The sequence below is a fragment of the Paraburkholderia elongata genome, assembly GCF_013177735.1.
Taxonomy (GTDB): domain Bacteria; phylum Pseudomonadota; class Gammaproteobacteria; order Burkholderiales; family Burkholderiaceae; genus Paraburkholderia; species Paraburkholderia elongata.
In genome coordinates this window covers 16,135-29,236 of the sequence record NZ_WOEZ01000220.1, presented here as the reverse complement: position 1 = coordinate 29,236, position 13,102 = coordinate 16,135, and the positions used below count along the sequence as shown (strand labels likewise).

Annotated in this window: 13 protein-coding genes; 8 read left to right on the top strand and 5 right to left on the bottom strand. The window is 60.7% G+C overall.

Annotated elements, in window-relative coordinates:
* On the top strand, positions 1–228 hold a 228-nt coding region (locus tag GNZ13_RS51760), incomplete at its 5' end, for a hypothetical protein (RefSeq protein ID WP_216675207.1).
* Positions 229–343: 115 nt separating this feature from the next.
* Here GNZ13_RS51760 and GNZ13_RS39215 read toward each other — a convergent pair.
* Positions 344–1,345 carry a LysR family transcriptional regulator gene (locus GNZ13_RS39215; protein ID WP_172175254.1) on the bottom strand — a complete coding sequence of 334 codons (1,002 nt, stop codon included), beginning with the start codon at positions 1,343–1,345 and terminating at the stop codon, positions 344–346.
* A 199-nt stretch (positions 1,346–1,544) separates the two neighbouring features.
* Between GNZ13_RS39215 and GNZ13_RS39210 the strand changes: the two genes are divergently transcribed.
* From GNZ13_RS39210 to GNZ13_RS39200, 3 genes are all read left to right on the top strand, one after another.
* Positions 1,545–3,710, top strand: a complete 2,166-nt coding sequence (locus tag GNZ13_RS39210; protein WP_172175251.1) for an FUSC family protein — start codon at positions 1,545–1,547, stop codon at positions 3,708–3,710.
* Positions 3,711–3,880: 170 nt separating this feature from the next.
* Entirely contained in the window at positions 3,881–4,096 is a 216-nt protein-coding gene (locus GNZ13_RS39205; protein WP_172175248.1) for a hypothetical protein, read from the top strand.
* Between the two features lie 193 nt (positions 4,097–4,289).
* Positions 4,290–5,804 carry an acetyl-CoA hydrolase/transferase family protein gene (locus GNZ13_RS39200; RefSeq protein ID WP_172175245.1) on the top strand — a complete coding sequence of 505 codons (1,515 nt, stop codon included), beginning with the start codon at positions 4,290–4,292 and terminating at the stop codon, positions 5,802–5,804.
* A 65-nt stretch (positions 5,805–5,869) separates the two neighbouring features.
* Here the strand turns inward: GNZ13_RS39200 and GNZ13_RS39195 are convergent, their stop codons facing one another.
* Positions 5,870–6,124, bottom strand: coding sequence for a GlsB/YeaQ/YmgE family stress response membrane protein (locus GNZ13_RS39195; RefSeq protein WP_028197420.1), 255 nt, complete (start codon positions 6,122–6,124; stop codon positions 5,870–5,872).
* Between the two features lie 162 nt (positions 6,125–6,286).
* Positions 6,287–6,994 carry an MgtC/SapB family protein gene (locus tag GNZ13_RS39190; protein ID WP_172175242.1) on the bottom strand — a complete coding sequence of 236 codons (708 nt, stop codon included), beginning with the start codon at positions 6,992–6,994 and terminating at the stop codon, positions 6,287–6,289.
* 672 nt (positions 6,995–7,666) lie between these two features.
* Here GNZ13_RS39190 and GNZ13_RS39185 point away from each other — a divergent pair.
* Positions 7,667–8,191 (top strand): hypothetical protein, encoded by a 525-nt coding sequence (locus GNZ13_RS39185; RefSeq protein WP_172175239.1) that lies wholly within the window; start codon positions 7,667–7,669, stop codon positions 8,189–8,191.
* Positions 8,192–8,315: 124 nt separating this feature from the next.
* Here GNZ13_RS39185 and GNZ13_RS39180 read toward each other — a convergent pair whose 3' ends face one another.
* Complete coding sequence (locus tag GNZ13_RS39180) at positions 8,316–9,479, bottom strand: metallophosphoesterase (RefSeq protein WP_172175236.1); 1,164 nt, start codon at positions 9,477–9,479, stop codon at positions 8,316–8,318.
* A 377-nt stretch (positions 9,480–9,856) separates the two neighbouring features.
* On the opposite strand from GNZ13_RS39180, the gene GNZ13_RS39175 reads away from it, so the two are divergent.
* Positions 9,857–10,186 carry a hypothetical protein gene (locus GNZ13_RS39175; RefSeq protein ID WP_172175233.1) on the top strand — a complete coding sequence of 110 codons (330 nt, stop codon included), beginning with the start codon at positions 9,857–9,859 and terminating at the stop codon, positions 10,184–10,186.
* 23 nt (positions 10,187–10,209) lie between these two features.
* Here GNZ13_RS39175 and GNZ13_RS39170 read toward each other — a convergent pair whose 3' ends face one another.
* Entirely contained in the window at positions 10,210–10,794 is a 585-nt protein-coding gene (locus GNZ13_RS39170) for a malonic semialdehyde reductase (protein WP_172175231.1), read from the bottom strand.
* Between the two features lie 157 nt (positions 10,795–10,951).
* Here GNZ13_RS39170 and GNZ13_RS39165 point away from each other — a divergent pair, with 157 nt between their 5' ends.
* A complete protein-coding gene (locus GNZ13_RS39165) occupies positions 10,952–11,551 on the top strand; it encodes an alpha-ketoglutarate-dependent dioxygenase AlkB family protein (RefSeq protein WP_172175229.1) in 600 nt (199 codons plus the stop codon).
* A gap of 415 nt (positions 11,552–11,966) precedes the next feature.
* Positions 11,967–12,953 carry an ABC transporter substrate-binding protein gene (locus tag GNZ13_RS39160; protein WP_172175227.1) on the top strand — a complete coding sequence of 329 codons (987 nt, stop codon included), beginning with the start codon at positions 11,967–11,969 and terminating at the stop codon, positions 12,951–12,953.
* Positions 12,954–13,102 lie beyond the last annotated feature (149 nt).

Genomic DNA, 13,102 nt, shown 5'->3' with positions numbered 1-13,102 from the left:
GTGAAACGACTCCACGCCGATGATAGTGCGGATTCCCGTGTGAAAGTAGGTAATCGTCAGGCTCCCCAGCAGCAACAGAAACCCCACCCCGAAAAGGTGGGGTTTCTGCGTTTACGGCGCAGAAACGGGCACAAAAACGTCATCGTCGTTGTGAGTGCACGCGGACTCTTAACTCTCGTTCGCAACCCCGCGCGACAACGCGCCTCCATTCTGGGTGGCGCGTCATGAAAAACATTGCCGCTATCTGGCGAGCCGTTGATGCCATCACACATGGCTCGCCACTTCGTTATCCGCGTCGCGGCTTTGCGATGGTGCGCTGCGCTCTTCAGCTTCAAAATCTGCGTCAGTGCGCAGCGACGTCACCGTCTCCAATGCTGGCCGCTCCCAAAGGCGCCACGCCATCAACTGCATCCATCTGGCCAACCTCCGCAAGTAAGGCCTCGTCGCGTGCAATCACCTTCGGCAGATGCGTACGTAAGAACTCAACCCACGTGCGCGTCTTCGCATCGATGAACTTGCGTGACGGATACAGCGCATAAACGTTCATCTTCTGCAGCGTATATTCAGGCAGCACGCGGACCAACGTCCCGTCACGCAACCCGGCGATCGCCGCATAAAGCGGCACCATACCAATGCCCATTCCCTCGCGAATCGCGACGATCAGCGATTCCGCGATATTCACCTGCACGGGTCCGTTCACTTCCATCATCTCGCTGCCGTTGGGGCCGTCAAGCACCCATTCGTGGGGCGGAAATGCTGGCGTGTGCAAGATCAGACACTCGTGATGCGCGAGGTCGCTGGGCTGTCGCGGCGCGCCATGAGCGCGCACGTAAGCAGGCGATGCGCACAGGATGCTGAAAGTTGTACCAAGCGGGAGCGACACGAGGTCGGAGTTCGGCAGGGTCGAGGCGCCGATCACAGCGACGTCGGCGCTGCCTTCGAACAGGTCCGGCATTCGCTGCGACAACGTCAGCTCGACGGTCACTTCGGGATAAAGCGCGCGATAGCGCGAGATGGCCGGCAGCACGTAATGCTGGCCGATGCTGGCAAAGCTATGCATGCGCAACGCTCCGCTCGGGCGTTCGTGCGCGCAACTTGCTTCTTCTTCCGCCGTATCGACATCTGCAAGGATCTGTTGAGATCGCTTCAGATAACGCTCGCCCGCTGTGGTGAGCGCGAGTCGTCGCGTCGACCGGTTCAGCAGGCGCGTACGCAGATGAGCTTCGAGTTCCGAGACGGCGCGGGACATCGCACCGGTCGTCGAATTGAGCGACTGCGCGGCGGCGGTAAAACTACCGGCTTCGACCACGCGCACGAACACTCGCATATTTTGTAACGTATCCATCGAACCTTCTATTTCACGGCAGAAGCCGTATTGTCCGCCTGTCCCGCAAGCCTATTGTTGTTCGTTCTGGAAGGGACGTTCCGCGCCCGTCCTATTAATGCGCGCAACGCATGCTCCTACAATCGGCACCTTGCCTGCCGGTGCGCGCAGCGTTCACCGGTGCCTCTTTCAGCGACAAACCGGGACGCGTTGCTTTCTGATGAAACGCCAACATGCGATCAAACCGACGGCGGATTCCCGCCGGCAGTGGAGCGTTATGTTGCCAACGCTCAGTCCGGCTATTCGTGACTGGGCGAACAGCGACGGGTTGATCTGGCTGCATCTGCTGAAAACGGTCACTGCGGGTCTGCTGGCGCTGGGCATTGCCATGTTGCTGGATCTGCAGCAGCCGCGAATCGCGATGACCACGGTGTTCGTGCTGATGCAGCCGTTCAGCGGCATGGTGCTCGCCAAGAGTTTCTATCGGATTCTCGGCACCGCGGTGGGTACGATCGCCGCGCTGCTGCTCGGGGCGCTGTTCGTCCAGCAGCCCGAGTTGTACATGCTCGGCATGATCGCCTGGGTGAGCGCCTGTATCGCGGCAGCGGTCCGGTATCGGCATTTCAGATGGTACGGCTTTGTGCTGGCAGGTTATACCGCTGCGCTGATCGGCATCCCGAATGTTACGGCGCCTCACGACCTGTTTCTGGCGGCGCTCACGCGCGCAGCGGAGGTGGCGGTCGGCATCGTGTGTTCTAGCGCGGTGAGCGCACTGATTGTGCCGCAGCGTTCCAGCCTTGCATTGCGGCGCGCGCTCCACATTCGATATACAAATTTTACTGCGTTCGCTGCCGCTGTGCTGGGTCGTGGAATCGAGCGTGGCCAATTTGAACGGCGCTTTGCGGACCTCGTCGACGAGATCGTTGGCTTTGAAGCGACGCGAACATTTGCTGCCTTCGAAGATCCGGCCATGCGTTCACGCAGCCAGTATCTCGGCCGTCTGAACGGCGAGTTCATGGACGCATGCGCGCGGCTGCATGCGCTGCACCAGTTGCTCAAACGTCTGCGCGTCGGCGGCCCGAGCCGGATGGTCGACGCCATCACGCCGTACTTCGACGAACTGTCGGCACTGCTAGCGTCCACCCAGGACGTGGACGTCAATCCGTCACACAAAGCGGCCCGTATGCGGCTCTTTCAGGCGAGCTTGCCAAGGCGCATACGCGAGACGAGACGGCCGCTGGAAGCCGCCCCCGCTGAATCGCTGGCGGACTTCGATACGGCCGCAGAATTACTGTATCGGTTTGTCGACGAGTGGATCCGTTACTCCGAGACTTACGCATCTTTGGCGCGGCGCAAGCCGGGGGCCGAGCAGCGCACCGCCGGCCGCTACGTGAGCAAAACAAACGGCTTCGTAGTCGCGTTTACCTTCGCCAGGTCGGCTGCGGTCATGGCGATTGCCGGCTGGTTCTGGATCGTCACCGACTGGCCCAGCGGCGGTCTGGCGGTAATCGGCGCGGCGCTGGTCTGTGCGTTGACATCGACCGCGCCGAACGCATCGAAAATGGCCGTGCAGATGGCAGTAGGCGCTGTGCTGGCGACCATGACGGGCTACCTTTTCACGTGCTACGTTTATCCCAACATCGACGGTTTTGCGTTGCTTTGCGCGATGCTCGCTCCGGTGCTTGCACTCGGCGCCTTCATCGCGTCGCGCAAGCTCTCGGCAGGGTATGGCATCGGCTTTTCGGTGTTCTTCTGCCTGCTCGCCGGGCCGGACAACGTTGTCACGTATGCGCCCGATCTGCTGATCAACAACGGCATAGCGATCACGGCGTCGCTATTGCTTGCCGCGATCGTTTTCGCGGTGGTGTTTCCCGCGGATATGCCGTGGCTTACCGAAAGAATCAAGGCCGATTTGCGCACGCAAGTCGTGTCCGCGTGCAAGGGCGAGTTGCCCGGGCTCAATCAGCGCTTTCAGTCGAGCACACACGATCTGACCTCGCAGTTGCGCATGCTGCTGACGCGCCGCTCCCGACGCCGCCGTCATGCCTTGCGCTGGATGCTCGTCACGCTCGAAGTAGGGCACGCCGTGATCGATCTGCGCAATGAAGTGGCGCATGCCGGCTATGCGCACGCCCTTCATTCGCGCTGGAGCAGCAGCCTCGCGCAGACTTGCGACGACCTCGCGCGGCTTTTCGAGCGGCCTGACGTGCGTGGTCTCGAGCGCGCGCTCGTATCCGTGCGCTCGGCCACGTGGATCGCGCAGGACGTACTGGAAGACGTTCATGCCGACCGCGACAAGCGGCACGACCTACAGCGCATCCTGAGTTGCCTTCACTTCATCCGCACAGCGTTGCTCGACAAAGACGCGCCTTTCAATGCGCGTTGACCCAGGCGCATTGGATCGGGCGTGCGCCTCGATCCTTCTGCCAGATGGAAAGATCACTTCCGTCCAGCCCCGTTTATCTGCGCAGGTGGCGGTCATATAGTTTCACCACTGCCCCGCAGTCCTCCAAGGGGACTTCCTACGGGCCGTAACCGTAAGTACTGGAGAACGAAATGAATGTGTTGAAGATTGCCCTGATTGCCTGCTCTTTGTCCGCTGCAGTCGCCTATGCGCAAACGGCGCCGGCCGCTCCTGAGCAACAGGTCGCGCAAGCGAATGCACCGCGCGCCAACAACGTAGCCGTGCAAAACCGCGTCGTTGCACCGAATGGCAAAGTTGAAGAGTGCGTCGGGCCTGTGAGCTTCTGCAATATCTACTTCGGCAGCTAAGCAGCGCCACGAGCAACACCCGCAGTACCTGCAGGACCTGTCGCGGGAATTTTTGCACGCGACGAAACGCCTGGCCGCGACGCCGTTCCATCGAGACGCCGCGGCTGGTGCGACAATCTGGCTACTGAGCGAAGCACACCGCAGACGTGCGCACCGGTAGACTGGACTGGTGACTATGGAGAGGCTCAGTTTCATGTATCAAGACCGGATTCGTTGCTCCGCGCTGTGCGGAAAAATCACTTCAGCCGCCGAGGCGGCGCTTCTGATTCAGGACGGCATGCACGTCGGCGCCAGCGGCTTTACGCGCGCGGGCGACGCCAAAGCTGTCCCTGTCGCGCTCGCCGAGCGGGTCCGTCAGGAAGGCAAGCCGCTGCAAATCACGTTGATGACCGGCGCATCGCTCGGTCATGACGTGGATCGCATGCTCACCGAGGCGCATGTGTTGGCGCGCCGCTTGCCGTTTCAGGTCGACAAGACCCTGCGCGATGCGATCAATCGCGGCGAAGTGATGTTCGTCGATCAGCATCTGTCGGAAACCGTCGAGATGCTGCGCGCAAATCAACTCGGCAAACTCGACGTCGCCATTATCGAAGCCGCCGCGATCACCGAAACCGGCGGCATTGTGCCGACCACTTCAGTCGGCAACTCGGCCAGCTTCGCAATCCTGGCCGACAAGGTCATCGTCGAAATCAATCTTGCCCAGCCGCTCGCCCTCGAAGGACTGCACGACATCTGGATTCCGGGCCGCAGGCCAAATCGCGAACCGCTGCCGATCGTGCGTCCGCAAGACCGTGTCGGCACGCAGGCTATCGAGATCCCGCTAGACAAAATCGCGGCGATCGTGATCACCGATAAGGCGGACAGCCCGTCTACAGTGCTGCCGGCGGATGCGGAAACCGAGCTGATCGCCGGCCATCTGATTGAATTTTTTCAGCACGAAGTGTCGCGCGGGCGCATGCCACGGCACTTGCCGCCCTTGCAGGCGGGCATCGGCACGATTGCCAATGCAGTGTTGGCCGGCTTTGTCGATTCGCCGTTCGACACCTTCGAAATTTACTCAGAAGTGCTGCAGGATTCGACCTTCGATCTGATGGACGCCGGTAAGGTAACGTTCGCCTCGGGTGCGTCGATCACGTTGTCCGCCGCGCGTCAGGCGCAAGTGTTCGGCGAACTCGAGCGCTATCGCGATCGCCTGGTGCTGCGTCCGCAGGAGGTCAGCAACCATCCTGAAGTGATTCGCCGGCTCGGTCTGATCGCGTTGAATACCGCATTGGAGTTCGACATTTACGGCAATGTGAATTCCACGCATGTCGGCGGCACGCACATGATGAACGGCATTGGTGGCTCGGGCGATTTCGCGCGCAATGCATCATGCGCGATCTTTGCTACGAAGTCGATGGCGAAGGGTGGCCGTATTTCGAGCGTGGTGCCGATGGTGCCGCACTGCGACCACAACGAGCACGATGTTGATGTAGTCGTGACGGAGCAGGGCTTGGCCGATCTGCGCGGACTGGCGCCGCGGGAACGCGCTACGCTGATCATCGAGAACTGCGCGCATCCGCTCTATCGCGATCTGCTTCGCGACTACTATCGGGACGCCTTGCAATGGGGTGGGCAAACGCCGCATCGGTTGGACCAGGCTTTTGTCTGGCATACGCGGCTGCGTGACACCGGCTCGATGTTGCCGGCAGTGGAGGCGCTTCTCTAAACTCTAAATAAAGCCGGCGTCAGGTGGCATTCGCCCCTGACGCCGTAAGACATCAGATGCTGTGCTCAGGTACCGCGCCGGACGAGCCGGATAAGAAAGAGCAGAATGACGGCGCCGATCACAGCGGTAATGATCGAACCGATCCAGCCGCCACCGAGCGAAATGTGCAGCACACCGGCAAGCCAGCCGCCGATGAATGCGCCGACAATCCCGACGATGATGTCGACGATCAGGCCAAAGCCGCCGCCCTTGACGAGCACGCCAGCCAGCCAGCCGGCGATTGCGCCGATGATGAGCCATGCAATGATGCCGTGTTCCATAATCGAGACTCCATAGTTGAGTGTGAAAAATTCACGGTGACAGAGCTTAGTCGAAGGTTATGGGACAGTCCATATTCAGGACGCGGAATTAACATTGTATAAATCTATTGCAGGCTAAGTGTAGACGATGCGCGCGAATATGGGGAGCTTACGCATGATGACTCACTCCGGTGTCGGTTCTGCTTCTTTGGCTGTCCAGCTGACGCTCGATACGCTCTTTTCCATGCTGATGCGGCTCGCCATCTGTTCGAGCTTCGGCTGATCTTTCGGATGCAGTTTTAAGGTTGCCGTAACGCGAATGCGTCCCGTATTGTCGTCGACGTCTTCGCTCGTCAGGCTCTGGAACGACAGCGGCGCCGAATACATCGAGTTGGATACCGCGGTACGAATGTGAATCTCGTCAGCCTCCCGGCATACGATTGTCAGCACATACTCGCGTACCAGGTCGGCGTTCGAAACAGGTGTCGCGTTGATCGTGCGGCTCACTTCACGCAGCACCGTATTGGTCAGCAGCACGACCGCGGTGCCGGCGAGCGCCGGGCCGTAATGCCCCGCACCGCACAATACGCCGACCGCCGCAGAGCACCATAAGGTCGCGGCGGTGTTGATCCCCTGAATGGAGCCCTTGTCACGCATGATCACACCGCCGCCGAGAAAGCCAACGCCGGATACGACATACGCGGCAATCTGCGTGATGCCGGCGGTGCCGTTGCCGGTCAGCACGCCGAGCGTGACGAACAGGCACGCGCCGCTGGCAACCAGCGTAATGGTGCGCAGGCCGGCGTTGCGCTGGCGCATCTGCCGTTCGAGGCCGATTGCGACGCCGCAGCTGAAGGCGGCAAGGAGCCGCAAGACGAATTCAATTGTCATCGGTAAGAAAGGTTGAGGCGCGTGTTCGCACAGTGTGAACCTTACGCGTGACAGCCACAGGTATCCACACGCGAATACGCGGCCGCGGTCAGGCGTGACGAGGCAAGCGAGCCAGAGGCTCGCGCGGTAAAGTCATGGAGCATCGGCAAGGCATTGAGCCATGCGGCGCTTCACTGGCAGTACGAGGGGATATACGACGTGCACCGTCGGGCCCGAAGGCAAGACGGCGACAGGCAAACGCTGGCGCGGAAATCTTGCTGATCAGGCGATCAGGCGAATCGGAGCTCGACTGGTACTACTGCTACTGTCCAAGATCGTGATTCCGGTTAAATGAATTGGGCGAATTTTAGGCAGCTCTGCAAAGTTAAGTCAAGTCGGGATGAGGCAGGGTGGCGGAATGAATTGTCGGGCGCTTGCGGAATTTTCCACGGCAAGCTCGGAATTTTCCTTGCATAAATACGGACTCCGAATATTGACGGCGTCCATCCCGGAAAACACACTGTTTGCACACTTCGAAACACGTCGTGCGGTTTTGGCGCTCAATCCGCGTTTCGCTTTTCACGGCTCTCACGGTTTCGCCCAGAAATTTTTCGCTTGTCCTTGTGTCATGCCAGGCGCATCCGATCCGCACAACGTCGTCTCTTTTCCGCTGTTCACCCAATTGAGGAATGTATGAAAGAAAAAGCTCTTGGCATCATTGCCGGTGCATTGATTGCTGCAACTCCGCTCGTGTCGTTTGCCGCCGGTCTGCCTGCGCCGTTTGAAGGCAGCAGCACGCTGCAGGCAGATGGTGTCGTGAAGTCGGTCGACCAGGCTAAACATTCGGTGACCGTGATCGACGCACAGGGCGGAGAGGCTTCGTTCAACATCACCGATACGAGCAACCTGACGCAGATCAAGCAGGGTGGCAAGGTCCACATCCGGATGATGCGCAACGCCATGGTCAGCGTGACGCGTGGTGCCGACGGCCACGGCACGGTTGCACAACCGGCGCAGCAGAACACTGTACACAACGTGAGCGCCGAAGTTCAGACCATCGATCACGCGTCCGGCATCATGGCCCTGAAGGGCCCGAATGGCGCGGTGTTTCATATCCAGGGCCGCGAACCGGCAAAGGTCGCTGGCGTGACGCCGGGTATGCAAGTGTCGGTGGCGTACGCACCGCAGGTCAGCGTGGCCGTGGCGCCTGCGCAGTAAGTCAAATTAGCTGAAGCGGCGCGTCAGCACCGGAGCGCGGATGTCTTTTGCGGACATCCGCGCTTTTTTTCGAGCAATCCAATATGACTTCGGCGCGGTGATATTTGGCGCGTGGGTCGACGCTTCAGTCGGGCTCGCCGGGCACGAGGCGCAATCGCGTGATCTCCGAGGGTGCCCCCAGGCGCTTCGGCGGTCCCCAATAACCGGTGCCGCGACTCGTGTAGACCCACAGGCCGTTCAGCCGTGCGAGACCAGCTGTGAACGGCTGCTGAAACCGCACAAAGAAATTCCATGGGAAGAACTGGCCGCCGTGCGTGTGACCGGATAGCTGCAGCGTAAAACCGGCTGCTGCGGCTGCTTCGGCAGAGCGCGGCTGGTGAGCGAGCAGTACTTTGATCAGCACGTCGCCAGGGGCGCCGGCGAGGGCCGCAACCGGGTCGCTGCGATGCAACGGATCATGATGGCCCGCTGAGTAATCAGTCACCCCGGCAATCACGGCGCGCGCGCCGTCGTGTTCCACGATCACATGCTCGTTAAGCAGAACGTTCAACCCCAGGCGCCGGAATTCGTCGATCCAGGCGTTCGCACCGGCGTAATACTCGTGGTTGCCGGTCACGAGGAACGCGCCGTGACGCGCACTAAGCCGCGACAGGGGCTGCGTGTGCCGGGTCAGTTGCGGCACGCTGCCGTCTACCACATCGCCGGTGACGGCAATCAGATCCGGTTTCAGACGATTCACCGCGTCGACGATCGCGTCCACATAACGGCCTTTGATGGTCGGGCCGACGTGGATATCGCTGATCTGGACGATCGTGAAGCCGTCGAGTGCGGCCGGCAAATCGTCAATCGGCACTTCGATCGTCACCACCTTGGCGCGGCGCCGTGCGTTGAACAGGCCGACGAGTGTCGAGAGCAGCGCAAGCAACGGTACCGCTGCCGCAGAGCCGATGCGCCAGTGCGCGATTGCAATTGTCTTAGGCCAGATTTCGTCGACGGTGAGCAGCGAGGCGAGCGCCAGGTCACGCGCGAACGTCAGAACCAGCAGCGACGAGAAGAAGCCCATCGCCAGCAGTCCGACCCACGCGAGACGGTCGCTGAGCGGCTGCTGTTTGATGGTGCGCGCCAGCATGCCAAGCGGTATCAGAAAGATCGACAGCACCAGCCACAACGCGCATAGCCACCGGCCGGCGGCACTGACCGGCATGTCGGGAATCAGACGGAAGCCGACGTAGATATGCAGCAGGATGCCAATCAGGATGAAGCGAACAAGAAACGATGAGCGGCGCATAGAGAAGATAGAGGCGGGAAGGGGCCGACAGGAGCGGAGCAACGGCGGCAGCTCGCCAACCGCAATCATGAAATAGCGGACGAGACGAATCATTCTACCGAGATGTGGACCCCCTTGCCGACGACGCCAGATTTGCTCCCAAGAGCGGCCGACCAAGTCCGTGCACGTCCGTGTTTAACGCGCCAGGCAGGTATCGCACTGCAGCAATTCACGTTGCCGCATGCCGCCCGTCTGGACTGCTGCGACACTCTAATTAAATGGGCTTTGAATTGTGTTTCGCGTGGACTATTCTCAAATAGAACCGGCTTATCCGAGGACCTCTTCGGCCCGGCGGTGGTTCGGTTGTCGTCGGTAGAGAGCAAGGCAGGAGACGCATCATGAAACTGCTTGGATCAGGCAATCACGCGCGCCACGTACTTCATGGGCATCACGTCGGACGAGAGGGCAGCCACGTCATGCTGCCGCTGGTGGGCATATCGTTGATGGCGCTCGCCCTGTACTTCGGCGTGCGCGATATCGACTTCTCCGAGCTGGGCAAAAGCGCGTTATTCGACGTGGTGATGGTATGTGTTGCGCTCGGCATCGCAGGGCTGTTCGGCGTCGTCGGCGCGTGGTTGCGTTCCAATGGCGACGACGCCAATGAAGGCTTTTGCTTTATCGGTGCGGTGATCGGCGCGGTGGTCTTCTACGTAGCGCTCTTCAGTTAAACGCACCGGCGGCCAAAGGCCTGTCAGACGATTCGGGCGGCTTCGTCGAAGGAAAAGCGCGGACTGCGCGGGAACAGCTTCGACGGGTCGCCATAGCCCAGATTGATCAGGAAGTTCGACTTCACAGTCGTGCCAGTGAAGAAGGCCTCGTCGACCTTGGCGGCGTCGAATCCCGACATCGCACCCGTGTCCAGACCGAGCGCGCGGGCCGCGAGAATCAGATAGCCGCCTTGCAGCGTCGAATTGCGAAAGGCCGTATCCGCGATCGCCTTGTCGTTGCCCGCGAACCAGCTGCGCGCGTCGGCATGCGGAAACAGTTTCGGCAGATGTTCGTAAAACGCCATGTCCATCGCGACGATCACCGTGACCGGCGCCGCCATCGTCTTCTCGAGATTGCCCGGCGACAAGGCCGGACGCAGCTTCTCTTTGCCTTCAGGCGTTTTCACGTAGACGAAGCGGCCGGGGCTCGAATTGGCCGAGGTCGGCCCGAGCAGGACGAGTTCGGTGAGTTGTTTGAGCACGGCGTCGTCGACCGGTTTGGCCTGCCAGCCGTTATGAGTGCGCGCTTCGCGAAACAGCTGATCGAGCGCCTGATCGGAAAGAATCATGATGGAAATCCGTTGAAGTAGCAGGGTGAGAAAAGTAGATGGCAGCGACGGATGACAGCGCAAGCCACAGGCGTGAGCGTCGTCGTCGTTGCCGCCATAATAGCCAGAGTTTTCACTCGCGCACGTGCCGCGTGCGCAATCGCGTTCAGGCAATCTCATGGCGGACCTTTTCGATGACCTTCCGGCGCCCGACGTGGACTGGTATCCCGAGTGGCTCGCGCCCGAGGCCGCGGCGCGGGCTTTGACGCAACTCATCGGCGAGGTGGAATGGCGTCAGGACATGATGGGCACGCCTGCCGGCCGTGTGCCGCTGCCGCGGCTGACTGCCTGGCAGGGCGAGCCGGACGCGGTCTACGTTTACTCCGGAATTCGCAACGTACCGCAACGGTGGACCCCGACCGTTACCGAGCTGCGGGCCGCTGCGGAGGCAAGCTGCCACGCGCGCTTTAACAGCGTGCTGATCAACCGCTACCGCAGCGGCACGGACAGCATGGGGTGGCACGCGGATCGCGAGCCCGAGCTCGGCGTCCAGCCGGTGATTGCGTCGATCAGCCTGGGCGTCGCGCGCACTTTCGACTTGCGGCACAACCGGACCGGCGTCGTGCAGTCGTTTTCGCTGAAGGGCGGCAGCTTGCTCGTGATGAGAGGCAACACGCAGGCCGACTGGCGGCATCGTGTGCCAAAAGAGCCGCGCGTGACCGGCGAGCGAATCAATCTGACGTTTCGCTGGGTGACCCCGCGCGGGGCAAACCGCTAGCTTGCTGGCTAGCCGTTGGCCGTTGGCCGTTCAATCCTTGGCCTGAAGCCCGAAGCCCGAAGCCCGAAGCCCGAAGCCCGAAGCCCGAAGCCCGAAGCCCGAAGCCCGAAGCCCGAAGCCCGAAGCCCGCTCACCGTCTGACCGAATGCTGCGTCGAGCACTTAAGCGCATAAAAAAGCATCTCCAACGCCACGCTCCATCGCCGCTGATGCCCGAGTGAACCTCGCAGCATTGCCCACGTCCACGTCACAGCCGATACCGTCCGCTATACCGAAATTGGTATCGCCGACGCGAATCATATGATTGGACGGTTAACGCCCCAGACACTACGCTACATCACGATCCACGTACCGTGAGGGCCGCAACGCCGGGCGGGTTCGATGGATCGCCACACAACAACGATCAGGAGACAGTCATGGCGAATACACGACGCGCCGCATGTCGTGCGTTGGGCGCGCTCGCGCTTTGCTCGAGCATCGGTGCGCTGGCGCTGATCACGCCGGGCGCTTACGCGCAGGACAAACAGATCACGCTCGGCTTCGCGCAGGTCGGCGCCGAAAGCGCATGGCGAACCGCCAACACCGAGTCGGTGAAGTCCGCCGCGGCGGACGCGAAGATCAAGCTCAAATTCTCCGATGCCCAGCAAAAGCAGGAAAACCAGATCAAGGCGATCCGCTCGTACATTGCGCAGAAAGTCGATGTGATCGCGTTCTCTCCGGTTGTCGAATCCGGCTGGGAGCCGGTGCTGCGCGAAGCTAAAGCCGCAAAAATTCCGGTGATCCTGACCGACCGCAACATCGACGTGAAAGACACGTCTCTGTACGTGACGATGATCGGCTCGGACTTCATGGAAGAGGGCCGGCGCGGCGGTCATTGGCTGGCCGATCACTATAAAAATGATCCAGGTCCCATCAACATCGCAGAACTTCAGGGAACGGTCGGTTCTGCGCCTGCCAACGACCGGCATTCCGGCCTGATCGAAGTGATCAAAAGCGATCCCAAATTCAAGATCATTGCGTCGCAAAGTGGCGACTTCACGCTTGCCGGCGGCAAGCAGGTGATGGAAGCATTTATAAAAACTTATGGAAATAAAATAAATGTAGTTTATGCGCATAACGACGATATGGCGCTTGGCGCCATCCAGGCGATGGAAGAGGCCGGCATGCATCCGGGCAAGGACATCACCGTCGTCTCGTTCGATGCGACCAAGGGTGGCTTCCAGGCGATGGCCGCGGGCAAGATGAACGTCGACGTGGAGTGCAGTCCGCTGCTGGGACCGCAACTGATGTCGGCGGTCAAGGACGTGGTCGCCGGCAAGCCGCTGCCCAAGCGCATCCTGACGGAAGAGACCGTCTTCCCGATGAGCGTCGCGGCGCAGACTCTGCCGACGCGCAAGTACTGAGGCAAACGGTATTGGGCAGAGTATGGCGGCTAACTGATTAGCTATCCATACGATAAGCGCAGGACACAAGCGAAGTACGGAAAGATCGCAGGGGTTTCTCCAGTGGTGCCTGACCGCCTGGCTGCTTCGGCAGTGGGCGGTCTCTTTTC